The organism is Blautia parvula (assembly GCF_020215665.1).
GTDB classification, from domain to species: domain Bacteria; phylum Bacillota; class Clostridia; order Lachnospirales; family Lachnospiraceae; genus Blautia; species Blautia celeris.
Genome location: NZ_CP084061.1, coordinates 3,608,329 through 3,633,096, shown reverse-complemented (window position 1 = coordinate 3,633,096; position 24,768 = coordinate 3,608,329). Strand labels below are relative to the sequence as shown.

25 protein-coding genes are annotated in these 24,768 nt (G+C 47.3%); 23 read left to right on the top strand and 2 right to left on the bottom strand.

Annotation, left to right across the window (positions count from 1 at the left end; translation table 11 throughout):
- Window positions 1-34 precede the first annotated feature (34 nt).
- From LC508_RS16730 to LC508_RS16695, 8 genes are all read left to right on the top strand, one after another.
- Window positions 35-721, top strand: coding sequence for a response regulator transcription factor (locus LC508_RS16730; RefSeq protein ID WP_033139929.1), 687 nt, complete (start codon window positions 35-37; stop codon window positions 719-721).
- Window positions 722-826: 105 nt separating this feature from the next.
- Window positions 827-1,753, top strand: coding sequence for an ABC transporter ATP-binding protein (locus LC508_RS16725; RefSeq protein WP_033139928.1), 927 nt, complete (start codon window positions 827-829; stop codon window positions 1,751-1,753).
- Window positions 1,746-2,522 (top strand): ABC transporter permease, encoded by a 777-nt coding sequence (locus tag LC508_RS16720; protein ID WP_033139927.1) that lies wholly within the window; start codon window positions 1,746-1,748, stop codon window positions 2,520-2,522. Before LC508_RS16725 ends, LC508_RS16720 begins: the two co-directional genes overlap by 8 nt.
- Window positions 2,523-2,553: 31 nt before the next feature.
- Window positions 2,554-3,456: a sensor histidine kinase gene (locus LC508_RS16715; RefSeq protein ID WP_146051657.1), complete on the top strand. Its 903-nt coding sequence runs from the start codon at window positions 2,554-2,556 to the stop codon at window positions 3,454-3,456.
- A gap of 77 nt (window positions 3,457-3,533) precedes the next feature.
- Window positions 3,534-4,214 (top strand): response regulator transcription factor, encoded by a 681-nt coding sequence (locus tag LC508_RS16710; RefSeq protein ID WP_033139926.1) that lies wholly within the window; start codon window positions 3,534-3,536, stop codon window positions 4,212-4,214.
- Window positions 4,211-5,125 (top strand): sensor histidine kinase, encoded by a 915-nt coding sequence (locus LC508_RS16705; RefSeq protein ID WP_033139925.1) that lies wholly within the window; start codon window positions 4,211-4,213, stop codon window positions 5,123-5,125. Before LC508_RS16710 ends, LC508_RS16705 begins: the two co-directional genes overlap by 4 nt.
- A 91-nt stretch (window positions 5,126-5,216) precedes the next feature.
- Window positions 5,217-5,894: an ABC transporter ATP-binding protein gene (locus tag LC508_RS16700; protein ID WP_033139924.1), complete on the top strand. Its 678-nt coding sequence runs from the start codon at window positions 5,217-5,219 to the stop codon at window positions 5,892-5,894.
- Entirely contained in the window at window positions 5,891-8,452 is a 2,562-nt protein-coding gene (locus LC508_RS16695; RefSeq protein ID WP_033139923.1) for an ABC transporter permease, read from the top strand. The genes LC508_RS16700 and LC508_RS16695 overlap by 4 nt, the downstream gene beginning before the upstream one ends.
- Here LC508_RS16695 and LC508_RS16690 read toward each other — a convergent pair whose 3' ends face one another.
- Together LC508_RS16690 and LC508_RS16685 are read right to left on the bottom strand one after the other, a co-directional pair.
- Complete coding sequence (locus tag LC508_RS16690) at window positions 8,453-9,745, bottom strand: sensor histidine kinase (protein WP_103730998.1); 1,293 nt, start codon at window positions 9,743-9,745, stop codon at window positions 8,453-8,455.
- An 18-nt stretch (window positions 9,746-9,763) separates the two neighbouring features.
- Window positions 9,764-10,465: a LytR/AlgR family response regulator transcription factor gene (locus LC508_RS16685; protein WP_103730999.1), complete on the bottom strand. Its 702-nt coding sequence runs from the start codon at window positions 10,463-10,465 to the stop codon at window positions 9,764-9,766.
- Between the two features lie 190 nt (window positions 10,466-10,655).
- Here LC508_RS16685 and LC508_RS16680 point away from each other — a divergent pair, with 190 nt between their 5' ends.
- The 15 genes from LC508_RS16680 (at window position 10,656) to LC508_RS16610 (ending at window position 24,760) form a co-directional block, all read left to right on the top strand.
- Complete coding sequence (locus LC508_RS16680) at window positions 10,656-11,411, top strand: ABC transporter ATP-binding protein (RefSeq protein WP_103731000.1); 756 nt, start codon at window positions 10,656-10,658, stop codon at window positions 11,409-11,411.
- Window positions 11,398-13,467, top strand: coding sequence for an ABC transporter permease (locus LC508_RS16675; protein WP_103731001.1), 2,070 nt, complete (start codon window positions 11,398-11,400; stop codon window positions 13,465-13,467). Before LC508_RS16680 ends, LC508_RS16675 begins: the two co-directional genes overlap by 14 nt.
- A gap of 92 nt (window positions 13,468-13,559) precedes the next feature.
- The gene (locus LC508_RS16670) at window positions 13,560-14,657 is read left to right on the top strand and encodes a winged helix-turn-helix transcriptional regulator (protein ID WP_103731002.1); all 1,098 of its coding nucleotides are present in this window, start codon (window positions 13,560-13,562) and stop codon (window positions 14,655-14,657) included.
- Between the two features lie 252 nt (window positions 14,658-14,909).
- On the top strand, window positions 14,910-15,386 hold the full coding sequence (locus LC508_RS16665; RefSeq protein ID WP_054351407.1) for an RNA polymerase sigma factor: 477 nt from the start codon (window positions 14,910-14,912) through the stop codon (window positions 15,384-15,386).
- 4 nt (window positions 15,387-15,390) lie between these two features.
- Entirely contained in the window at window positions 15,391-16,350 is a 960-nt protein-coding gene (locus LC508_RS16660; RefSeq protein ID WP_054351408.1) for an anti-sigma factor family protein, read from the top strand.
- A gap of 105 nt (window positions 16,351-16,455) precedes the next feature.
- Window positions 16,456-16,758 (top strand): nucleotidyltransferase family protein, encoded by a 303-nt coding sequence (locus LC508_RS16655; RefSeq protein ID WP_033139916.1) that lies wholly within the window; start codon window positions 16,456-16,458, stop codon window positions 16,756-16,758.
- Window positions 16,755-17,246 carry a DUF3990 domain-containing protein gene (locus LC508_RS16650; RefSeq protein ID WP_033139915.1) on the top strand — a complete coding sequence of 164 codons (492 nt, stop codon included), beginning with the start codon at window positions 16,755-16,757 and terminating at the stop codon, window positions 17,244-17,246. Before LC508_RS16655 ends, LC508_RS16650 begins: the two co-directional genes overlap by 4 nt.
- Entirely contained in the window at window positions 17,246-17,485 is a 240-nt protein-coding gene (locus tag LC508_RS16645) for a hypothetical protein (RefSeq protein WP_033139914.1), read from the top strand. The genes LC508_RS16650 and LC508_RS16645 overlap by 1 nt, the downstream gene beginning before the upstream one ends.
- Window positions 17,486-17,487: 2 nt before the next feature.
- Complete coding sequence (locus tag LC508_RS16640) at window positions 17,488-17,700, top strand: DUF3791 domain-containing protein (RefSeq protein ID WP_033139913.1); 213 nt, start codon at window positions 17,488-17,490, stop codon at window positions 17,698-17,700.
- 189 nt (window positions 17,701-17,889) lie between these two features.
- The gene (locus LC508_RS16635) at window positions 17,890-18,186 is read left to right on the top strand and encodes a hypothetical protein (RefSeq protein ID WP_033139912.1); all 297 of its coding nucleotides are present in this window, start codon (window positions 17,890-17,892) and stop codon (window positions 18,184-18,186) included.
- Between the two features lie 10 nt (window positions 18,187-18,196).
- On the top strand, window positions 18,197-18,979 hold the full coding sequence (locus LC508_RS16630) for a TatD family hydrolase (RefSeq protein ID WP_158587277.1): 783 nt from the start codon (window positions 18,197-18,199) through the stop codon (window positions 18,977-18,979).
- An 83-nt stretch (window positions 18,980-19,062) separates the two neighbouring features.
- Window positions 19,063-19,650: a DNA-3-methyladenine glycosylase I gene (locus tag LC508_RS16625; RefSeq protein WP_033139910.1), complete on the top strand. Its 588-nt coding sequence runs from the start codon at window positions 19,063-19,065 to the stop codon at window positions 19,648-19,650.
- Between the two features lie 634 nt (window positions 19,651-20,284).
- The gene (locus LC508_RS16620) at window positions 20,285-21,583 is read left to right on the top strand and encodes an ABC transporter substrate-binding protein (protein ID WP_103731004.1); all 1,299 of its coding nucleotides are present in this window, start codon (window positions 20,285-20,287) and stop codon (window positions 21,581-21,583) included.
- 17 nt (window positions 21,584-21,600) lie between these two features.
- The gene (locus LC508_RS16615) at window positions 21,601-24,132 is read left to right on the top strand and encodes a hybrid sensor histidine kinase/response regulator (RefSeq protein WP_118593909.1); all 2,532 of its coding nucleotides are present in this window, start codon (window positions 21,601-21,603) and stop codon (window positions 24,130-24,132) included.
- The gene (locus tag LC508_RS16610) at window positions 24,113-24,760 is read left to right on the top strand and encodes a hypothetical protein (RefSeq protein ID WP_054351417.1); all 648 of its coding nucleotides are present in this window, start codon (window positions 24,113-24,115) and stop codon (window positions 24,758-24,760) included. The genes LC508_RS16615 and LC508_RS16610 overlap by 20 nt, the downstream gene beginning before the upstream one ends.
- Window positions 24,761-24,768: the final 8 nt, after the last annotated feature.

Here is a 24,768-nt window from a genome sequence, read left to right as displayed (position 1 = left end):
TCCTTGATAAAGTATAAAGTACCGGGAGATTTTTATGCAGAGAATACTAGTGATAGAGGATGACACGGATATAAACAGGCTGCTGTGCCGGATTCTTGCGAAGGCGGGATATGAGACAACGGCTGCGTATTCGGGAACAGAGGCACAGCTGAGGCTTGAGAGGGAAACGCCGGACATGATCATGCTGGACCTGATGCTTCCTGGAATCAGCGGGGAGGAGATTATCAAAATGGCGCGTACGGAGATGGGACTGCAGATTCCAATCCTTGTCCTGTCTGCCAGGACTGCCCTTAAGAACAAGGTGGAGACCATCACGCTTGGGGCAGATGATTATATCACAAAGCCCTTTGAGCCGGAGGAGGTGCTGGTACGCGTCATGGCTGCTTTCCGGCGCTGCGGCAGTCCGGGTGCCGGAACGGAATCTGAACGATACACGTATAAAGACCTGATACTGGATCAGGCATCCAGAACCGTCACGGTAAAGCAGAGGGAGATTTCCCTGACCAGATACGAATATGAGATTCTGTGCATTCTGATACAGCAGCCCCGGAAGGTATTTTCCAGGGAAAGCCTCTATGAACAGGTATGGAAAAACGGGTATTACGGGGAGGATAACACCGTCAATGTCCATGTGAGTAATATCAGGAAAAAGATAGCAGCCATAGACCCGGAGGCGGAATATATCCGTACAGTCTGGGGTATCGGATTTAAAATGGCGTGAATCCGTCTTTACGATTTCTTTAAAGTTTCTTGAAGACTTATTAAAAAGCGGCCGATTATAATATAGCCACATGAAGAGATAAGTTCAGGAAAGGATGAAAAAGATATGACAGCATATGCAGCGGAAGCGAGAAAAGTCACCAAGCGGTACGGCAGTTTTACTGCACTGGATAAGGTTGACATAACTGTAAAAAGAGGAGCCGTTTACGGATTGGTAGGGGACAACGGGGCAGGAAAAACTACATTTCTGAAACTGTTGTCAGGCCATATTTATGCGGATGAAGGGGAACTTACCTTATTCGGCTGCCACAGCCGGAAGGATATGGAGGAACAGAGGAGAAGGACCGGAGCTGTCATAGAGGCGCCGGGATTCTATCCCCAGATTTCCGTGGAGAAGAATCTGGAGTATTACCGGATATTAAAAGGGGTTCCGGGCAAAAGGGCAGTGGATGAAGTCCTGGAGCTGGTGGGGCTTGCAGACCGGAAAAAGAAGCGGTGCAGGGATTTATCCCTGGGCATGAAGCAGCGGCTTGGCCTTGCCATTGCCCTGATCGGTGAACCGGAGCTGCTGATCCTGGATGAACCGATCAACGGCCTGGACCCAAGCGGGATCATAGAGATCAGGAATCTGCTGCAGCGGCTCAGCCGGGAGAAGAATATTACCATTATCCTGTCCAGCCATATACTCACAGAGCTGGAGCAGCTTGCCACAGTCTATGGGTTCCTTACGGACGGAAAACTGGCTGAGCAGATCACTGCGGAGGAGATAAAAGAAAAGTGTTCGGACTACATTGAGATCAATGTGTCAGAACCGGAGCGGTATACTGCTGTTTTGGAAAAGAAATTTCACACGGAAAGCTACAAGGTCCTTCCGGACAAGACCATTCATATTGTCAATCCCATGATGGATATCGGCGCGTACAGCCGCCTTGCCAGCGAGAACCGGATGGATATCTCAAGGCTGGAGAGAAGACAGGTGACGCTGGAGGAGTATTATATGGATTTGAAGAACGGAGGGCGGAAATATGCTTAATTATATAAAAGGTGAGGGATACCGCATTACACACAGCAGGGGAATGTACGTGGCAGCAGGAATCGCATCAGGGCTGCTGGTGCTGATGAATCTGGTGCTGTATATAAGCAATCAGAATATTACAAATTTTCCATACGGCCTTATGAGCTTTTCACTGAATAATCTGATCGCTAATCTGCAGATTCTGTTTATATCGGGTTTTGTCGTAGCGGCGCTGCTGTTTGGTGATGAGAGAAAAAACGGTACTTTGAAGAACGTGGTGGCTTATGGGATTCCAAGGATACATATTTTTATCGGAAAATGTGTTGTCAGTATCGCCACAGCTCTCTGCTGTATGGCAGTTATCCTGGTCTTTTACGTGGGAAGTGCCTATCTGCTGCTGGGTGGTCCCGCGGCCGAGCCTTTGGGAAAGATGGCAGGGGGAATCGGAGCGGCAATGCCCAGTGCCTTCGCGGCTGTGATTCTGGGTGTGGCTTTACTCACCCTTTTTGAGAAGGATGTGGTGGCAGCGATCGTCTGGTTTGCGGTTATGAATGTGATTCCTGTCATCTGTTATTATGCGGGGTTTAAGGTGGAAATTCTGCGTAAGATCGCCGGATGGATGCCCTGGAACATCTTCCGCTTTGAGGTGAGTGCCAATATGTCGGGGTACCACTGTCTGTGGGATACTCCCTCCGGACTGGCAAAATGCATCATAGCAGGGGCTGCCGGGATTCTTATCTTTGGCGCAGCGGGTATTTTAGTAAGCAGGAAAAAGGAAATCGGATAGAGTTTGTCCGAACCGTGTGAAGGAAAGGGGTGTGGAAAGTTTGCTGTATTTCGTGTTGGGTCTGCTGAGCCTGACTTCTCTGTATTTTTTCCTGCGATGCAGAACCATGGCAGGAGCAGTCAGACGGACCAATCGTGCGCTGAAGGAAATCAGCGGCGAACTGGAGGCCAACCGGGTGCTGAAACTGCCTGCGCCTGACCGAGAGATGGAGGAGCTTCTTGTAACCATCAATGAGGCGCTCAGGAAGATACGGGAGCAGCACCTGGAATATGCCAAAAGAGAGCAGGAATTCCAGAGACAGATTGAAAATATCAGCCATGACCTGCGCACGCCTCTTACCTCCATGATCGGATATCTGGATATTATGGACAAAACAGCTCTGGACCCGGAGGACCGGGAGGCACTGGAGGTGGTAAAACGAAAAGCCCGCTTTCTGCAGCAGCTTGTGGGCCAGTTCTATGAGTTATCCAGGTTCTCCGGGGAAGACTACACCCCCAGGGTGGAACATGTGGATATTGCACGTCTTCTCAGAGAGACCATTGTGGATTACTATCCGGAATTGACTGCCAGGAATCTTCTGGTTGACATAAATATTATGGAGGGGCCGGTGAATGTCCGGGCAGACAAGGACGGGTTAGAGCGCGTGTTCCAGAATCTTCTGCAGAATGTATGCAGATATGCCGGAAGAGAGCTGTCCGTCCGCCTGGATAGAGAGGGCGGCAGGGCAGTCATATCTTTTACGAACGATGCGGAGGGAATGTCAGAGGAGACAGCGGGAAGGCTGTTTGAGCGTTTTTACACTGCGGACAGTTCCAGAAACCAGGGAAGCACAGGGCTGGGACTCACCATCGCCAAATGTCTGACAGAGAAAATGGGAGGTACGCTGACGGCTGCAAAAGAAGGAAAGTATTTAAAATTTATATTGACGTTATAAAGGTATGCGATTCTTTCGTGTACCTTTTTGGCGGCTGAGACAGCAGACATTCTGCCATAAGAAAGGAGAGAAAAAACTTGAAATATATTCTCATACTGGAAGACGACGCAGATCTGGCAGCGGGGATGGAGATGGCACTCATGAGTGATGACTTTTCCTTCACGATCTGCAGTACCATAAAAGAGGCAGAGGAAAAGTTCCGTCAGCAGACATTTGATCTGCTCATACTGGATGTGAACCTGCCGGACGGCAGCGGCTTTGAACTGTGCCGGAAGATAAGGAAGAGCAGCAAGGTATCCATTATCCTCCTCACTGCCAGGGATATGGAGCTGGATATTGTGCGGGGGCTGGAATGCGGCGCGGATGACTATATCACAAAACCATTTTCAACCATGGTCCTGCGGGCAAGGATACGGGCGCTTCTTCGGAGGACGGCCCCGGAACAGGAGACGGATTATGCACAGGGACCATTCCGTTTTCAGTTTGCAACCATGGAGTTTTTAAAGAACGGGATACCCGTAGATTTGAGCAGGACAGAACAGCGCATTTTATATCTGCTGGTCTTTCATCCGGGACAGATTCTGACCCGGGAACGTCTGATGGAGTGGGTGTGGCCGGACGGCACGGAGTATGTGGAGGACAATGCTCTTTCTGTCGGGATCCGCCGCCTCAGGGATAAGCTGGAGGATAATCCCTCCAAACCGGAGCATATCAAGACCGTATATGGAAAAGGATATCAGTGGGAGAACTCCTTATGAGCGGGGCGCTGATATCTGCCGTCGTCCTTTCCTGCGCTGCATTTGCGGGGGCTGCCGGTTATACTTTCCGGTACCGGAGGCGTATCAGAAGGCAGATGGACACAGTGTTGGAGCAGCTTGACCGGGCAATCGGCGGAACCATCCAGGAGTGCAGTTATGATGAATCTATGGATTCTGCTGTCATACAGCGGCTGAACCAGCTTGTGGAGATGTCACGGATGAACTGTGAACAGGCGGACAGGGAACGGAATCTGGTAAAGGCACTGATCTCAGACATTTCCCATCAGGTACGTACGCCTCTGACGAATATTATGCTCTATGCAGGTCTTCTGGAGGAACAGGAGCTTCCGGAACAGGCGGGGAAAATGGCTTCCCAGATTCACAGACAGGCCGATAAGCTGGACTTTTTTATGAAGGAACTGGTGCGTTCCTCCTATCTGGAAACAGAGATGATCGCCGTACATGTGGAGAAATCTTCCGTGGATGAGCTGATCGCCAGGGCATGTCAGGCTGTGGAGATGCAGGCACTGAAAAAGGGGATTGTCATAGAGGCGGAGTCTTCCCCGGAAAGCGCATTCTTTGATATGAAATGGACTGTGGAGGCACTGGTCAACCTTCTGGACAATGCGGTGAAGTATTCACCGGCCCAGTCTGTGATCCGTGTCTTGTCGGTCCCCTATGAATCCTTTTTGTGTGTTCGTGTGAAGGATGAGGGAATCGGCATCCGTGAGGAAGAACAGGGACTGATTTTCCAGAGGTTCTACCGATCCCCGGAAGTATCCGGGGAAAAAGGCCTCGGAATCGGTCTGTATCTTGTGCGGGAAATCATAAAAAAGCAGGGAGGTTACATCAAGGTAAAATCAGAACCGGGCAGCGGAGCGGAATTTTCTGTTTATCTGAGAAGGAATTGAGAATATTACAATCTTGTCATATTTGAGAAAGGATGTGGAAAGCTTTCTCTGTTATATTGTAGGAGAACCAAGAACGAGGAGGACTTTTCATATGGAAATACTGGTTACGGAAAATCTGAGGAAATATTATCAGTTGGGAGATGCAACGGTCAGGGCACTGGACGGAGTCAGTCTTACTGTGGAAAAAGGTGAATTTATAGCCATTGTAGGCAGATCCGGGAGCGGAAAATCTACTTTACTCCACATGCTGGGCGGTCTGGATGTGCCCACATCCGGAACGGTGATCGTGGACGGCAGGGACATATCCGGTATGACAAAGGATGAGCTGACCATATTCAGGCGCAGGAAGATCGGGTTTGTATTTCAGAACTACAATCTGCTCCCGCTTATGAATGTATACGAGAATATCATACTTCCCATCCAGCTTGACGGCATCAAGCCCGACAGGAAATTTGTGGAGAATATTCTGGAGATGCTGGGTCTGGGAGAGAAAAAGTTTGCCATGCCGAATCAGCTCTCCGGCGGGCAGCAGCAGAGGGTAGCCCTTGCCAGGGCGCTGGCAGCAAAGCCGGCCATTATCCTGGCTGACGAACCAACCGGCAACCTGGACAGCAGCACCAGCCAGGACGTCCTGGGACTTATCAAGGTATCCGGCGAGCAGTTGGGCCAGACGGTGGTCATGATCACCCACAACGAGGAAATCGCCCAGATGGCAGGCAGGATCATACGTCTGGAGGATGGAAGAATCTGCGGAGGTGATGCTGTATGATGAAGGTGAACAATCGGAAAATCATCGCCTCTGTGGCAATGAGGACTTACAGGGCAAATAAGAAACGGAATGCGCTCACTGTTTTTGCGGTTATCCTCACTACATTTCTGATAACGGCAGTGCTGGGAATCGGTATCAGTTACTGGGATGCCGTATCCCAGCGCGCTATCCGCATGAACGGAATGGATTTTGACATGGAACTGACGGAACCCCGCGCTGACCAGGTGGAGCTGGTAAGGGATATGGAATCCGTAAAGTATGCGGGAGTCGCTGTCAAATGTGCCATTGCTGAGACATACCGGGATGTATCCCTTGATAAAACAAGGCTTTACTGGGTGGACGATACCTGCTGGGAAAAGCAGTGCATTCCGGCATATGAGTTTTTTAAAGGGAGTTATCCGAAAAAAGAGGAGGAACTGGTACTTTCCACTGCGGCTCTGGAGGACATGGGAATCAAGGAGCCGGAGATTGGAATGGAATTACCTCTCACCTACTATTCTTTAGCCGAGGATACCGAGAGACAGGAGCTGGAAGATCCGGTGTCTGCACAGCAAAATATCAGCAAAACGTTTATTTTAAGCGGATATTACAGGGACTATTCCGGAAAGCAGTATGGCTATGTGTCACAGGCGTTTTATGAGACGACAGGTGTGAAGCAGACAGATTTTACCCAGGGAGCGCTGAAGATCACCTTAAAGAAATCTCTTTATTCCGCGAAAGATATTATGAACATACAGAAACCCCTGGATTTGCAGGACAGGCAGATGCTCATAGCAGATGACCATATTATGCAGAATTTTATCAGGATGGCAGTGGGCGTTGGGGGACTGCTTGTGATGATTCTTATAAGCGGCTATCTCTTTGTCTATAATACGCTTTATATCTCTGTCTCAAAGGACATTCGGTATTACGGGCAGCTTAAGACTCTTGGCATGACCTCTGTGCAGTTAAAACGTCTGGTCTATCTTCAGGCGCTTTGGAATTCCTGTATCGGCATACCGGTGGGGATGGCGCTTGGAGCAGCGGTTTCGGCCGGACTCATCCCCACGGCGCTAAGATTGATAAATCCCGGAATGTCAGGAATGAAGATTGTCACGGTACACCCTTTTATTTACGTGGGAGCGGCCTTGTTTTCGTCAGCTACAGTCATTGCCGGCTGCCGAAAACCGGCTGTTATCACAGGGGAGTGTTCCCCCATTGAAGCTGTCAGCTACACGGGGCTTACAAAAGGCAGGGAGAAGCAGAAGGAGCGGGAGAGAGGTCTGAAGGACATGGCCCGCAGGAATATGTTCCGGGACAGGAAGCAGGCCGCCGTGATACTGGGCTCATTTTTCGTAGTGCTGACTGTATTTCTCTGTGTCAATGCAGTGATCAGGGGAAATGACGCGAAAAATATCCTGAATCAGATTCGTTCGTGTGATATTACGGTTAATAATCAGACAACCCTGGAAGAAAAACTGCCTCTTATTACGGAAGAGAGACTGGATGAGATCCGCGCCATAGAGGGCGTGAAGGAGATAAGGCCGGTGACTACGGCACAGATGATTGTCCCATATCAGGAGGAGTTATTAGGTCCGTATTATAAAAGACTATATCAGAGCAGATACTCACCGGGGGACTATGAAAAAGATATAGAGGAATACAAAAAAGATCCGCGTGCGTTAAACTGCATATTCGACGGGCGTTTCGTGGGAATCAGTCCCGAGGAATTCCGGAAGATAAATGATACTCTGGGAGGGAATTTAGACGAGGAAGCCTTTGAAAAGGGAGAGACTGCCATCGCAGTGCCATTCTGGGCATCTGCAGAGGAGGCAGTAGGAAAAAAAATTCGTTTTTTCCTTCCGGATGGTCAGGAGCCGGAGAAAGAGCATGAGATAACTGTTGCAGCAACTGGAGAAAGCAGTATGGACGGAGGAAATGTAATAGATGACCCGTCTGAATATTCCGGAGGCTATTGCCCGAATCTGCTGGTCAGCAATACTTTGGCGAAGGAACTTATGGGGGATAATATTTTAACTGAAGTGGTACGGATAGAGTATGAGAAGCCGTATGACAAAGAGACGGAGAAAGCAGTAAAAAGTGTCTTCCGGGATGAAAAACAAATTTCCTTTGATTCAAAATTGACCCGGTACCAGGAGATGAAGTCATCGGAGCAGCAGGTGAAAGTCCTGGGCGGCGGACTGGGCATAATCCTGGCAGTGCTCGCCATTCTGAATTATATCAACATGATGGCAGCCGGTGTCCAGAACCGGGCAAAGGAGTTTGCCACTCTGGAGAGCCTGGGCATGACGTCGGGGCAGATAAGGAAGGTATTGGTCCAGGAGGGACTTGGTTACGGAATACTGTCTATCCTGCTCTCCATGGCCGTGGGACTGCCCCTTAGTTATATAGTCTTCCAGAGTGTAAAGGTGTACAATATGGGGTACTCTCTGCCTGTCCTCTATAACCTGATCTTATTTGCGGTCATCATCGCGGTATGTGTTATGGTTCCGCCTCTTATTTATCAGATGACACAGAAGGAAAGCGTGATTGAGAGGCTGCGGGCGGATGTGGATTAGCTACAGAGCGTTTCCGATGAGTATGACCACGGTAAAAGAGGTATCATCATAGGAAATGTGCAGTGTTCCATTGTATTTTTCCACAGTCCTCTGTACATTGGAGAGACCCAGGCCGTGTTCGGATTTGTTTTTCTTATCTGAGATATAGTTTCCTTTTTCCATGAGGACTTTATTTCGCTTTTCATTTTTGATCTCATAGCTGAAGAATCCGTTGTCCGCTATTCTGGCCTTGACGGAAATGCTGCGCTTTTCCGGTTCAGGTATTTTCCGTGAGGCCTCAATGGCGTTGTCCAATGTGTTGGCGAATATGGAACACAGGCTGACCTGGTCAATGGCTGTGACTTCCGGCAGATCAATGTGGAAAAAGCAGTCAATGCCGCTGTCTTCAGCCTGGCTGTATTTGGCATTCAGTACGGCATTCAGAACGCTGTTTTTACAGAAGCACCGGTTTTTGGGCGTTATCTGGGATTCCAGTTCCCGAAAATAGGCATGGGCGGCCTCCCTGTCTTCCCGGTCAAACAAATCCCGGATGACCAGCAGGTGGTGGTTCATATCATGGCGGAATCTGCGTATTTCTGTCTGGTTTCTCTCCAGTTCTTCATAATAAACACGCTGAAGTTTCAAGTTGTCCTGCTCCATTTCCTGCTGAATGGTATTCACAAAATACCCTGCCAGATAGAGACTGCCTATATTGGTTGCCATGCAGGCAATGGCGCAGGGCCATATTTTATAGGTCTCCTCCGGGGGATAATAAATATACCCTGTGATGCTCACAAGGGAGGCAAGGCAGATGATTCCCAGAAGAATCCAGGTATTGCGGCTGTACAGTCGGCTGGCCTGCCGGACTCTGCTGACAAAGGTTCTGTAAATCAGATACCAGAAGAGAATATGAATACAGCCGTCCAGGAGAGTGACTGCCAGATCTACCGGGAAACTCTTCCCGCTGGCAAGCCAGATGCTCAGGGAAATGTCGGATACCAGGAAGTTCAGGGCAATGATCAGAGGATAGATGACAGCCGTCACAGAGAACTTGGAGACTACAGAGCCTTTAAAGCAAAAAAGCGTCAGAAGCAGCAGCCAGACCAGATCCAGTGTGACATTGAACATGTCCTCAGGGTCAATGACCATGCCGGGAATGAAAATGCCGGATATAAAAATGAGAATATCATAGAAACGCCCCTCTTTTTGAGGGAGGATACAACAGAGCATACGGCAGAAGAAAAACGACGTGACCACATACAGCCCCATGCTTATGAGCCGCCCTGCGCTTTCCATGATGATTTGACTGTCCATACTTTTTCCCTCCCTGTTTTATTTCAGCATTGCCCTGGCAAAGGCCGTTTCCAGTTCCTGCCGGAAGGCCCTGCTGACCGGAAAGGAACGGCTGCCCAGTATGCACCGGTCCTTCTCCAGCGTAGTCACATAATTCAGATTTACGATATACCGGTTATGGATCCGTATAAAGCAGGAGGGAAGTTCCCGGCATACTTCATCTATCCTGCCGTAAAAGGCAACAAAGTCTTCCTCCAAAAGGGCCTCCACCTTCCTGCGGTCGCTCTGAAAGGCAATGGTCTGACTGAGAGGGATGCGGATGACTCTTGCTTTCTGTTCTATTACGAAATACTGTTCCTTTGACAGATCCAGCTCATGCAGGGCCTGTCTGAGAACCTCTTCTATTTTTTCTTTCCGGTAAGGTTTCAGAATGTAATGAAAGGCATGGACTTCATAGCCCTGGAAGACAAAATCCGGGTAAGCGGTTACGAATATGATAATGCCTTTCATCCCCTTTCTGCGCAGCAGTTTGGCTGTCTCTATGCCATCCAGGCTCCTCATTTCAATATCCAGAAAGAGAATATCAATATCAAGACAGGAGATTCCGGCAGTGAGTTCCTCACCGGATTCCGATTCAGAGATCAGATATTCCACGCCCTGAAGCTGTAAGACCTGTTCCAGTATTTGACGGAGAGGTTTTCTCATCTCCGGTTCATCATCACAGATCCCTATTTTTACCATAGCAAGTCACTCCTTTATAATCCTGTTATCTGCATTTTACAGGAAGTCCGGGCGGTTGTCGATTCTTTCCCGGAACTTTACAAAATCAGTGTCAAACTTTACAATGGGCCGAATGCGGGTTTTTCCTTTCTGTATTACCATTTAAAGTGTAGACAGACAGCAGGTTTTTTATCAGTGAAAGGAGAATATTATGCTGCAGGTGGAACATTTGTCAAAGAGCTACAGGATTGGTAACCAGGTATACCCGGTTCTGAAGGATATATCCATAGAGGTGGAGAAGGGGGAATTTGTGGCTGTTATGGGGCCTTCCGGCAGCGGAAAGACCACCCTTTTAAACTGCATTTCCAGGTTCATTCCTTATGATGAGGGGGCAGTTCTTATGGGAGGGGAGGATATATCCAGACTGAAGGAGGATGAACTGGCTAAGGTGAGAAACAGGAAGATGGGGTTTGTCTTCCAGGATTTTATGCTGCTGGATGGCCTCACTGTCTTTGAAAATATCTGTCTTCCCCAGATCATTGATGAGCGTCCGGCTGCCCAGATGGAGTCAAAGGCGGAGAATATCTGCCGGGTATTTGGGATTGATAAGATCATGCAGAAGTATCCGGCTGAGATATCCGGAGGGGAGAAGCAGAGGACCGCTGTGGCAAGGGCGCTTATGAACCACCCGCTGGTGATTCTGGCGGATGAGCCAACGGGAAATCTGGACAGCAAATCCTGCAGGGCAGTGATAGATGCGTTTCTCAAAGCAAGGGATACCATGCAGGCAACCGTATTTATGGTGACCCACGACAGCTTCGCGGCTTCCTTCTGCGACAGGGTCATTATCCTGAAGGACGGACAGGTCAGCGGAATACGGGAGAACAGAGGAGACAGAAAAGCGTTTATGGATGAGCTTTTGGATACGATACGTGTATTGGGAGGGGACTTTGATGACAATGAATAAAATTATGGGGAAACTGCGGCGGCACAATAAGAATCAGTATACCCTGCTGGGAATATGCGTGTTTCTCTCCGTGCTGCTGGTGACTTCCTTTACACTTATGTATTTTTCTCCCACCGTGCAGGGGCTGCTGCCGGAGGGAGGAGATACCAGAAAGCTGTCATGGCTTATGATGGGAGTCACATTTGTGGGGTGTACGGTTTTTACGGTCTACGGTGCAAATCTGTTTTTCCGGCATAAGAGCAGAGGAATCGGAGTGCTTTTAGCCCTGGGCGAGAGAAAAAGAAAATTGGGAAAATGCCTTGCCGTGGAAGTGGGGATAGTGACGGCCCGGTACGCGCTCGGGGGGCTTGTGCTGTCGGTTCCCCTCTCTTTTCTTATATGGAAGGGATTTGAGGCACTGATCCTCACCCAGGCAGGGATGAAATACCGGGTGGGGCCTGGCGGACTGGTTATCGGCATTGTATTTGCACTTTTTCTGGTCCTGTGCATTTTTTTGCTGGGTCTGCGATTTATCCGGCGGGTCAATCTTATAGATATATTAAATGAACAGAGGAAGACAGAGATGGTGAGAGAGATAAAGCCATGGACAGGCAGGGCCGGCATCTTACTCATCCTTACAGGGCTTGTGCTGGCAATGGCGGTGCCTGCAGTCTGCATGAGATGGTTTCTGTTTGTCATGCCCTCTTTCTGGAATGTCACTTACTGTATCAGCGCGGCCGGATTGTATCTCTTTATGCTTAGTGCGATAGGGCGCACAGGCAAGGGCAGGAACCCGGAAAAATACTATAAGAATATTGTGTCTGCCAATCTGATGCGTTTTACGGCAAGACAGACGACAAAAAATATGTGTGTGATCACACTTCTGGTGTTTGTCCTGCTCTTGTCCGCGTTTTGGGGAGCCATGTATTACCGTTCTGCCTATGCCGGGGGAGAGGACGTGCCGTATGACTATTCCATGCATTATCCCGCAGAAGAAAAGCAGATCACCAGGGATGATATTTTCGGGCTGGCGAAAAAGTATAACGTGGATATAGAGACATATGAGGAGGCAGAAGCAGTGGTGTTGTATGTGGATTACCGGATGCGGGATCTGACAGACAGCGGGAAATATGTGGATCTGAATTCCGGGAAACTGGCCTCGTTCGTCCGGGCATCTGATTTTTCCAGGATTGCCGGGCGCGGGACAGAGCTTAAACCCGGGGAATACAAGACCATCGTTCCCAGCGGATACCACCCGTCCATATGGGTGAAACCGGACTGTCTGCTGTCTGTAGAGAACAGGGAACTGTCCTATCAGGGGACGGAGGAGTTCGATAACCTGACAAATACCAGTGAACCTTTTACTTTTATCCTTTCCGATGAGGATTACCGGCGCTTTGCGGAAGCGGGTAAAACCGACAAGGAGAAGCTGGTCTTCTTCCGTGTGAAGGATGTATACAGCACATATGAGTTTGCCGGGGAACTGAAAAAGGAATACATTGCCCATGCGGGAGCACTGTCGGACCATCTGGCGCTGTACGATGCCTATGAGGAAAAATGCGCCGAACAGGAGGGACAGGAATACTTTTACAGCGGAGAAGCTGGTCTTTCCGTGGATAATATGGAGCTTATGAGTGACTGGAAATACGCACCCTTTTTTAAGGTTTTGATAAAGGCTGACGCCATGCAGATGGTTGCTGTTTTTGTGCTGCTGAGTGTGTATATTGCGGTGATCTCCCTGGCAGCCGTGGGTGTTATGACCTATGTGAGAAGCGTGACTATCGCAATGGACAACAGGCAGCTCTTCAGCGATCTGGGAAGACTTGGAGCGGACAGGAATTATATAGAAAGGGTGATTCGCCGACAACTGCGGAAGATCTTCACATATCCGACGGCTGCCGGGAGCACGATTGTTCTTGTGTTTTCCATGCTGCTGATTTATTTTAATGATATGCACCTGGATGCAGCGGAGGTACAGTTGTTTGTGATGGAACTGGGGCTGATTTTTGGAGTGGCACTGTTTATGTATGTGATGTACAGGGTGTCACTGCGGAGGATGGAGAGGATTGTATTGTGACGGACTGTTCCGTATTGACCGGAGATGAACAGAAATATATAATGTACTTGTAGGTATATTGCCATGTCATAACAGGGAAGGCGGTACAGGGAGTGTCAAAGGAAAAGAAATGGCAGTTTGAACTGGAAAATTATATTCGGCAGGGAGAACCTGATAAGGCAGAGAAAAGTGAGTCCTGGCAGACTGCTATTGGTCTTCAGGATGTAGACGGACTTAAGATATCGGAATATTTGTTGGAAACAGCAAAAGAACATATTGAGGGAAAAATAAATATTGATGCAGCGCAAAAGAGAATTCAAAGCTACTATGAAGAGCGGGACGAACGCAGAGACTTAGAAGATGATACAAAAGAGGCGGATATTGTTTCAACACGGATTACAAGAATTTTGGGCGAGCATACTTTTCAGTTTTCACCTGCTGAATGGCTGACGATACATCGACGTCTATTTGAAGGTGTATTTGATCATGCCGGGAAAATCCGACCATATAATATTACAAAAAAAGAATGGGTGCTAAAAGGAGAGACGGTATTTTATGCATCATGTGACAGTATAAAAGATACATTGGACTATGATTTTAATATGGAAAAACGGTTTTCTTATGAGGGAATGACTGTATCAGATGCAGTGAAACATGTTGCAAAGTTTACATCTGATATTTGGCAGATTCATCCCTTCTGCGAGGGAAATACCCGGGCAACAGCAGTATTTATTATAAAGTATCTAAAGACTCTGGGATTTGAGGTAAGTAATGAAGCATTTGCTGAACACTCATGGTATTTCCGCAATGCTTTAGTGCGGGCTAATTATAATGATTTAAAAAATGATATCCATGCAACAACGAAGTATTTGGAATTGTTTTTTGAGAATTTTCTGATGGACAGGCATCATCAATTAAAAAATCGTTATCTTCATGTAGATTATTCAGATGAAAAGGAAATCAAAAGTGCAGCAGAAGAGATTTCAAAGTGCAAAAATTGCACTTTGGATTGCACTTTGGATGAATTTGAAATTCTCAAAAACATTTCTAAGAATCCTGTTATAACGCAGAAGCAGTTAGCTGAAAAGCTTGGAAAGTCAGAACGAACCGTGAAGAACAGGACAAAAGTGCTGCAGGAAAAGGGTTATATCAAACGGCTGGGCGGAAAGCGGAATGGCAGATGGGAATTGTTGGTGGAACTGCAAAGATAAATATCCTGCAGCTTGTCAGTATGAATTTTCAAACACACTCTTGTACATTGAAGCACTTTGTATCAAAAGATACAGAGTGCTTTTTAGTGCGCCCGGCGGGCGCGCGTTCTATAGGGTGAAAGTCTCGAAATCCGCCCGGTAGTGGGAAGGATGCAGTTGAACACCAAAGGTGTCGTGGGTAAAAAAATTTCACGTTTTCTGTAACGAAAACTCTATTTCCCGGATATATGAGTAAAGAGAGGTGAGGAAGAGATGTTAGACATGGATGTCATTTACAGGGAATACGCAGATTCGGTGTTCCGTTTCCTGATGACCCTGTGCCGTGAGGAGTGTACCGCGGAGGAGCTGACCCAGGAGACATTTTACCGGGCAGTGCGCTCAGCCCATAAATATGACGGAACCTGTAAGGTGTCTACCTGGCTCTGCCAGATCGCCAAGCATTTATGGTATCAGGAGCTGGACAAACGAAAGAGAAAGGGTACATCCATGCTGGAGGAAAGTATGGTCTCCGACAAGGCCGGACCGGAGGATGAGCTCTGTATCAGGGAAGAGAAGATGGATGTGTTTAAAAAGGTGCATATATTGGACGAGACTGCAAAGGAAGTGGTGCTTTTGCGCATAACAGGTGCATTTTCTTTTAAGGAAATAGGGGAGATATTCGGTAAAAATGAAAATTGGGCCCGCGTGACTTTTTACAGGGCAAAGCAGAAAATCGTGAAAGGAAGGTAAGATTATGAAGTGCGAAATTATCAGGGATTTGCTTCCAAGCTATGTGGACGGGCTGACCAGCAGGGAGAGTGACAGGGCGATTGAGGAGCATTTGAAGGACTGCAGGGAATGCAGGGCGTATCTGGACGAGATGAAACAGGAAGTGCAGAAACCGGAAATGACAGAAGCGAATAAGAAGGCAATCCGACCGTTTAAGAAGGTAAAAAGGATAATCTGGAAGGCCGTCGGACTGACGGTTCTCATATGCGCGCTGATATTCGGCGGACTCAGTTACTATTACGGAAAGAGCTGGAATGTAAAGTCCGGGGACGTGAACCTTTCAAAAGAGTATGTTGGAAAAATTGTGACGATCAAGTTTGCGCCAAAGGATAAAAATATACGTCTTTATGCGGAGACAGAACCGGGAGATACCAATGTGATAACCGTCAGGGCTTCCCGAATAAACCCACTGAATAAATCCAATCACAGAAATGCATACTGCGGTTATACCTTTATAGATGAGGAGACAGTTCTTACACCGGAGGGAAAGGCAGAACAGATTTCAGAGGACGATGTTCTGCGGATAGAGTATGGGGATAAAACAGAAGAACTCAGCCTGAAAGAAATGGCAGAGGAGGCGTGCAGGGAGAAGCTGGCATCTTCTGAAGACGTGGAAATGACATACAATAAGATGGAGAATGGCATGGTGTCCATTGACTTCCGGCCAAAACTGATGGGGCTTACCCTGACAGCAGAAAAGAAAGGGGAATATGAAATAGAGATCATAGAGCACTATGATGATACCGGAAATCTTCCGGATAACAGAGGCGTATCCTGCGGCTATACATTTACGGATGGAAATACGATTCTGGGAGCAGACGGTGAGGAAATAAAGCTGACCGGACAGGAAGTGCTCACAGTGAAATACAGAGATAAGACAGAGGAGATTTCCATTAAGAAACTGGCAGAGGAAAATGCGCAGTAACATTCAGTGAACTGCAACTCAGGTGCTGCGGCTGTATAATTATATTTACACAACATCCATTGATATTCTGAGAAATGTTGGGTATAATATAGATGGGTGAAAAGAATGAATTTAATTATAAGTACATTGCTGCAGGAAAAGCAGCGGATTGATTATATGCTTGCAAAATACCAGGAGGCTCTTGCGGAATTGCCCAAGGGCACAATTTCTGAAAAGCAGGTCAAAGGTAATACTTACTACTACCTGAAATACCGGGATGGAAAAAAGATTATTTCCAAGTACGTTGGGAAGAAGGAAATTGAAACACTTAAACAGCAGATTGACAGGCGTCATCATATTGAGGCAATGATTAAATCACTGCTGGAAGAACAAAAACTTGCAGCAAAGGTATTGGAGGGGAATTTATGATTTTGTATCATGGAAGTAATGTGGTCGTTTCCGAACCGAAGCTGATTCAGCAGAACCGGTTTCTGGATTTTGGTTTTGGTTTCTATACCACCACAAACAAAAAGCAGGCCATAGGCTTTGCGGACAAGGTTTACAGGCGTAGAAAAAATGGACGCAGGATTGTCAATATCTATGAGATTGATGAACAGAAAGCCTTTGCAGAATGTTCCATTTTACGGTTTGATACTGCTGATGAGGCATGGCTTGATTTCGTATCGGATAACAGATCAGGCAGCTATGAGGGCGAAACATTTGAATTTATCTTTGGTCCTGTTGCTAATGATGATGTTTATACCACATTTACCCTTTATACTGCGGGAGTATTAACTAAGGAGCAGACATTGGAGGCTCTTAAAATCAAAAAGTTATATAACCAGTTAGTGCTTACCTCAGAAAAGGCGTTAAACTACTTAAAGTTTATCGGCACAGTGCCGGAGGGGGAATTTTAATGGAAAAGCAGAAATTTGAAGCTATGCTTATGCTTCTTGTACCGCAGGTGATTCACTTGATCACTGAGAATTATCCGTATGATGAAGTGTCTGCCACTAAAGAATTTTATGATTCTGAGGTATATTCCTTTCTGGAGCAGGAAGATACGAAGCTGTGGCATTTGAGCGCTCTAACCCTGTTTAATATGTTTGATGAAGAAAAAAAGACAGGTACATTTATATTTCCGGAGGAGGCATGATTATGAGTAAAGAAGGTAATTTTTTAATCTATTGTACCGAGCAGTATAAATCAGCAAAAGGCCTGACCGGAAGACAGATTTCTGAACTATTCACAAAATACCGAGTATGGGATTATATCTTTTCCTGTTTTGAAGCTCTGCATACAACCGGAGAAAAGTATATTGTGGAAGATATTGACCTGTATATCGAGGCAAGACAATCGACCATGATTTAATTGCCGGCGGAACTGCATTATTAGTAACCGGCAGAGAAAAATGCGCAGTAACATTCAGCAGGACAGAGAATATCACCGGTGGGATTTTGGCCGGTGATATTTTGCTGTTTAGAATCTGTAAATCTTTACATCAGATACAGCAAAATGTGATAGAATACTTGTAACAGAATATGAATGAGGAGGGGCAGCATGAACGATAACAGGATCACATTTGAGGAGGAGCAGACAGAACTTCTCAGAAAACAGTTGTTTGTATCAAGGATGATCGCTGTACTGCTTGGAATCATAGCAGTGGTGCTGATCACCGTGGGCGTGGTACTGGTCATCAATATATCGGGGCTTGTGACAGATCTGCGGCAGACCTTGAAGACCTTTAATGACTCTGTAGTACCCGCTCTGGAAAACCTGGATATAGACAGCCTGAACCAGGCAATCGAGAATCTGGGAGAGGCTTTGAAACCACTTTCCGGGCTGTTTGGAAGATAGGTGAGAAATATTGATTGATACGCACGTACATTATGATCATAAGAGGTTCGACTGCGGGAGATACAGTCTGCTGGAGGAAATAGTTTCTTCAGGGGTGAAAAAGGTTGTAAATCCTGCCATAACATTTGATTCCAATCATATGATGCGGAAATTCTTTGATGACTGTCCATGGATTTATTATGCCGTGGGAATCCATCCCAACTGTATCGGTGAAGAAAATGCAGAGCAGGATACAAAGTGGGAAACGGAACTCAGGGAACTGGCAGAAGATAGTAAGACAGTTGCCATTGGTGAAACCGGGCTGGATTATTATCGCGTTCAGGGCACAGAAATGAGAGCTAGGCAGAGAGTCTGGTTTCATAAACAGCTTGAAATTGCCCAGGAGATAAAGCTTCCGGTGATTCTTCATATCAGAGATGCGGATGACGAGGCTGTTCAGATATTAAAGGAACATCCTCTGCAGCATTCTGGTGTGGTACACTGCTTTGGCGGCGACATTGCCAGAGCGGCGGAATATATGGATATGGGACTTTTTCTCGGAATCGGAGGCAGAATTACATATCCGCAGGAGGAAGCAGTAAGAAATGCAGTCAGGCAGATACCTATGGAGGCTATTTTGCTTGAAACGGATTCCCCCTATGTAAAACCCAAAGAAGCCCCCGGGAGCAGAAATACTTCCCTGAATCTTATGGAAGTCGTAAAAGCAATTTCGGATTTGAAACAGTTAACTTATGAGGAAGTCATAACTATTACAACCGGGAATGCAGAAAGACTGTTTGATTTTCAAGATTAGCCCTCAAAATGCCGCAGGAGCAGATGTGGGAAAAAGGGAGAGCGGAACAGATACAGAATAAAAAGCACATATAAGGAGAAGGCATGAGCGAGAGATGTGATTGGTGTAAGGACAATGGGATTTTACAAAAATACCATGACGAGGAGTGGGGAATTCCCCTCCACGATGACAGGAAACAGTTTGAGTTTCTGATGATGGAGGTCATGCAGTGCGGGCTGAACTGGAATATGATGTTGAAAAAACGCCATATATTCCGCCAGTGTTTTGATGACTTCGATTACAGGAAGATTGCTGTATATGATGAGGGAAAAATACAGGAAATTATGGAGACACCCGGAATGATCCGTTCCCTCCGTAAAATTCAGGCAGTCATTAATAATGCGTGCAGGTTCCTGCAGATAATCGAAGAGTTTGGCAGCTTTGACACCTATCTGTGGTCCTGGACAGGGGGAAAGACACTTGTTTACAGAAGCCATCAGACTGAGGGTGTCGCGAAAAATGAATTATCCGACGCGGTGAGTGCTGATCTGAAGAAGAGGGGTTTTAAATATCTGGGCTCTATTACCGTGTACTCCCATCTGCAGGCATGCGGGATGATAAATGACCATGATGAGAATTGCTTTTTGTATGATGAGATATGTAGGAGATATCCGGTGGAATACAGGGAGTAAAATATTTACCATAGGGGAAATAGATACACATATTTCCATGCAATTAAGTACATATGATAATTAAATATTTGCAATAACAAAGAGAAAATAAAGATTAGTCTCTTGACATAAAAACTGCATTTGTATATAATAATAGTTAGAAGAAAAGCGTGCTTTTCTAGTGGGCTAACACTTAAATCTGAAATATTTGTCAATCATGTTCATATGATTGGCCGTTGGCGGACAACACTAAAATCCGATATGTTTACCAGTCTTTTACTGGTCGTTGGCAGACAACACTAAAATTAGCCATGAAAAGAGGGTATGTAACACAGTGGTGTTATTACTCTCTTTTTAAGTTTATGTGGCAAAAGGCCTGAATCTTAATCATATTATTCTGCCGGATAAGATAAAGGCGAAAATATGCCTTAATGATTATATTTATAAAGGCAATGAATTATAACGCAATCGATTCAAGCGGACCGGAAACGTTCCTGCAGTCAACTTTCTTCATTCTATAAAGAAACTTTATATTCTTCACTCATATCGACATATCCCCCCATAAATGTTAAAATAAATATGAATGGTTTAGTGTCCTCACAGTTACAAATAAATACAGATTAAAAAGCAGTCCAAAGGCGGGGTGAAAAGGTATATGAAAAAGGGAGTCCGAGTCCTGGCAGTTATGGGACTGGCCATGGTTTTATCAGGCTGTGCGCAGAGCAGGCAGGCTCACACAGAAAGCGCAGCAGCCTTTGACGAGCCCCAGTATGACTGGGGCAGCATCAGCGGCGAAAAGCTGGTGATCTGGGGAATCTACCCGGAGATGGAGCGCAGTTACATAACAAAAGCCTTTGACCGCTATCAGGAATTCACGGACAATGAGCTGGAAATTGTCCAGATACCAAAGGAAGAATTTGAACAGCAGGTTCTGGCAAGCGTGGCGGGGGAGATTGAGAAGCCGGATATTCTTTTAAGTTACGGCGGAACCAATATTGAAGCCTTTCAGCCGGATGAGAACTTTTACGACTTTTCCGATGCCGTCTGGGTGGATGACCTGACCGATACCTCCATTAACCAGACAGTATACAACGGGAAGATCATCGGTCTTCCCCACTGGGAGGCGTCGGTTTCCGGCACCTTATACAATAAAGAAATCTTTGAAAAATATAACCTGGAAGTTCCCGGTACGCAGGAAGCGTTCCTGCAGGTCTGCGAGACCCTTATGCAGAACGGGATTACCCCTCTGTATATGCCTGGAAAAGAGATTTCCATGCTTCTCTACCAATTTCCTATGGATTGTCTGGTGGAGGATACGGACATACTGAATGGCCTGAACGACGGCACTCTGGGCTATGACGATCTGCCTCAGATGAGAGAGGTGGCAGACTGGTACAAAAACATGGCGCAGAAGGGTTATCTGGGAGAGACTTACCGGACAGATGACTGGAACGGAATGAGCGAAGCCATGGACAGCGGAAAATACGCCATGATGCTGTGCTGGGATACCTGGCTGTATACGGATTTTACAGGGGATGCCTCCCAATTCGGAATCATGCCTGCTTTTGTAGGGATACCGGAGGAGGGAACCTTTGAGGGACCGAATCTTGGCCTTTTTATTGTAAATAAGAACAGTGAACGGCTGGATGCCGCATTGGATTTTATCACATTTCTTGCGGACCCTTATAATTACAATGCTGTATTCGAGGGAATATACACAGCGCCTGTGTTCAAAAATCAGGTAGCCAGTATTTCCACGCCGCAGTATTTGGAGGCGGAGCGCCTGATCGAGCGGCATTACCGGGATTCAACCGCATGGCTGCGCATACGCGGGTTCTCCCAGATGGATGCCTCCTGTATTCTGGAATATATGGATGCGGATGGGAAGGAAACCGCGGAGGAATGCCTGGCAAAGATGGAGGCGCTTAGGCAGGAACGGCTGAAATGTAAATGAAGTGAGGGGGAAATCCCGTGGGAAAGAAAAAGACAGAGGCCCGGAAACGGATGCCGTTTGTGGCTGTATTGGCAGCTTTGCTGGCAGTGATTCTGCTGTTTGCAGCATTTGCCGCAAGCTATATCAGAAAATTTGACAGTACCATCAAAGAAGAGAACCGGGCACATCTGGCAGAGACGGCGGACCACATTGTCTCCTACATACAAAACGTGGTGCAGGATACTCAGGTTTCCCTGGAGACCGCCGGGAACGCACTGCCTGCCATATCGGAGGAAAAACGGCTCCCCTATCTGCAGGATATTGCCAGGAGACATAAGTTTGCCTATGTGGGGTACGCGGAGGCAGACGGTATGCTGAAGGCCACGGAATCTTCCAGGGATGGGGACGTATCCGGAGAAGCCTATTTTCAGGCAGCCATGGAAGGGGAGAGCCAGATCAGCGGTCTTGTCAGGCATATCCTAACGAACCGGGCTGTATCCGGTATTATAATGAGTGTTCCTTTGAAGGACGAAGCAGGAAAACCGGCAGGCGTTCTGGCCGCCATGCTGGAGGCCTCAAAGCTTCAGGAGGTGCTGGGCATAGAGAGCTACGGCGGGGAAGGCTATTCCTACATCATAGACACGGACGGCAGTCTGGTTCTGCATAATAAGAGCATGGATTACAATAACTTCTTCCGGGTCCTGCAGAATGCGGAGATCAGGGAGGGTGCAGACCTCTCCCGGACGGAAGCAGATATAAAGGCAGGAAAATCCGGCATGATCCTCTATGAACAGTTTGGAAGCAGTCGGTATGCATATTACTGTCCCCTGGGAATACATGACTGGACGGTTGTGAATATTGTCTCCAAAGAGGCTATCACCGCCAAGACAGATCTTTTGACAAAGGAGCTTGCCACGATCAGCATCACGGCGGGAGTGGTCTTTCTGGCGCTTCTGGCTGCTGCGGCTGTGCTGTGGGCGCTCTCCCAGAGCCAGAGACATGCGGCGCAGGCCAAGTCAGAATTTCTTGCCAACATCAGCCATGAGATACGGACTCCCATGAATGCCATTGTGGGAATGGGGGAACTTCTGATGCGCACTGCCCTGGACGGCAAGCAGAGGGAGTATGTGCGCAGTATCCTGAACTCCGGTAAAGGTCTGCTGGCGATCATCAACGATGTACTGGATTTTTCAAAAATAGAGTCCGGAAAATTTATAATCCGGAATGAGGAATATGAGCTGGAGGATATTCTTTACGACCTGATCTATATGGCTGCCATTAAAATAGATGAAAAGCCTGTCCGCTTTTTTGTGGATGTGGATGAATCCGTTCCGGCCCGTCTGACCGGTGATGCCGCACGTGTCCGGCAGATCCTGGTGAACCTTGTGGGAAATGCCGTGAAATTTACGGAAGAGGGACATATCCGCCTGACTCTTTGCTGCCGGCAGGAGGGAGAGAATGCGTTCCTGACCATGCGTGTGGAGGATACCGGCGTGGGTATCAGAAAACAGGATATGGACAAACTGTTTGTGAGTTTCAGCCAGGTGGACAGCAAATACAGTCATAATGGGGAAGGAACCGGATTGGGTCTTGTCATAACCAGTGCTCTGTGCAGAATGATGGACGGTCATATTTCTGTGGAGAGTGAATATGGAAAAGGTTCCGTGTTCACAGCCTGCATTACGCAGAGGGCAGAGAAGAAGGGGACCTCCCTTCTGGAACCGGGGTTTCCCCAAAAGAGAAGTGTGCTGATACTGGAACCGGACTCCCTGATGAGGGAGTATTATGAAGAATGCCTGAAACGTATGAATATGTCTTACAGAATCTGCACAAATCATGAAACGTTTGTGCAGGAGCTGCGGGCGGGGGAATACAGATATGCCATGGCAGACAGAGAGACCATACAAAATCTGGACCGAAAGGAAGTGCCGGCCCAGGTGTCCCTGATCACTTTGCTGAAAATGAAGGAACATACTCTGATGTCAGTACAGGCACAGGATCTGACCATATTTGTGCCTCTTTTCAGTATACAGGCTGCAGCTCTGCTGAAAAAACTGGAAGCATCCGGCCCCGCAGCCGGAACCGCATTATCCACGGAGACGGCCCCGGACTATGCGTATACCAGGGTGCTGCTGGTGGATGACAATGATTTAAATCTGCAGATCGCAGAGGAGCTTATGAAACCCTACGGCATGCAGGTGGACTGTGTACACTCCGGTCAGGAGGCAGTGGATGCGGTCAAAAAGGAAAGGTATGATCTGGTCTTCATGGACCACATGATGCCCGGAATGGATGGTATGGAGGCGCTGAAAAAGATACGCGCGCTGCCGGACAAGAACTGCTGCAGCATTCCCGTAGTAGTGCTTACAGCAAACGCGTCCGGCAGTGCACAGGCCATGTATCTGGCAGAAGGATTCAGCGACTTTCTGGCAAAACCCATTATGCTCCAGAAGCTGAGTGAGATTTTGAAAAAATGGCTGGCACCTGTGGACGAGAAGAGAAGGAGAGAATATAGAAACCGCCGGAACCAGAAAGCAGATGGAGGACAGGATGAGAAACCGGGGAAGTGAAACGAAACGTAAACCGCGTGCTTTAAAGTCATATATTCTTATGGCAGGGCTGGGATGTCTGGCAGGAATCCTGACCAGACTTACGGATTTTTTTCCGTATGACAGTTTATGGAGCCTGAGTTCCATCGCAACGTTGTTTGGCTTCTGGATGGTAACGGTTACCCTTGTGGTGCTTTTCAGCCGTTCCAATCGGAATGCCGCGGTGAATGTGATGCTGTACCTCACGGCTATGAATATCAGCTTCTATTTACTGAAATATATACTGGGTCTGTTTCTTCCCATGTTTGACAACGAGGGATTCCATTGGAATCTGCTGGCACTTTATACGGCGCTGGCGTGCCTCTGCAGTATAGGGGGATTTGTACTGTACTTCTGGAATAAAGGGGGAAGCCCCGGCAGTTTTCTGTACGGCCTGCCCATTGGAGGGCTTGGAGCTGAGACTGTGGCGGTGGGAATATATCTGTTCCATAATAAGACATTTCTTTTTCAGTTCCTTTTTGATCTGGCCGGGATGGCTGCTATCGGGTATGTATTTTGGAAAAAGGCGGAAAACAAAATTCTTTATACAGGAACTGCAATTGTTGTGGCTGCAGCGGGTTATTTTTGTTTTTACAGGCTTTTCCTATGAGAGGAAGT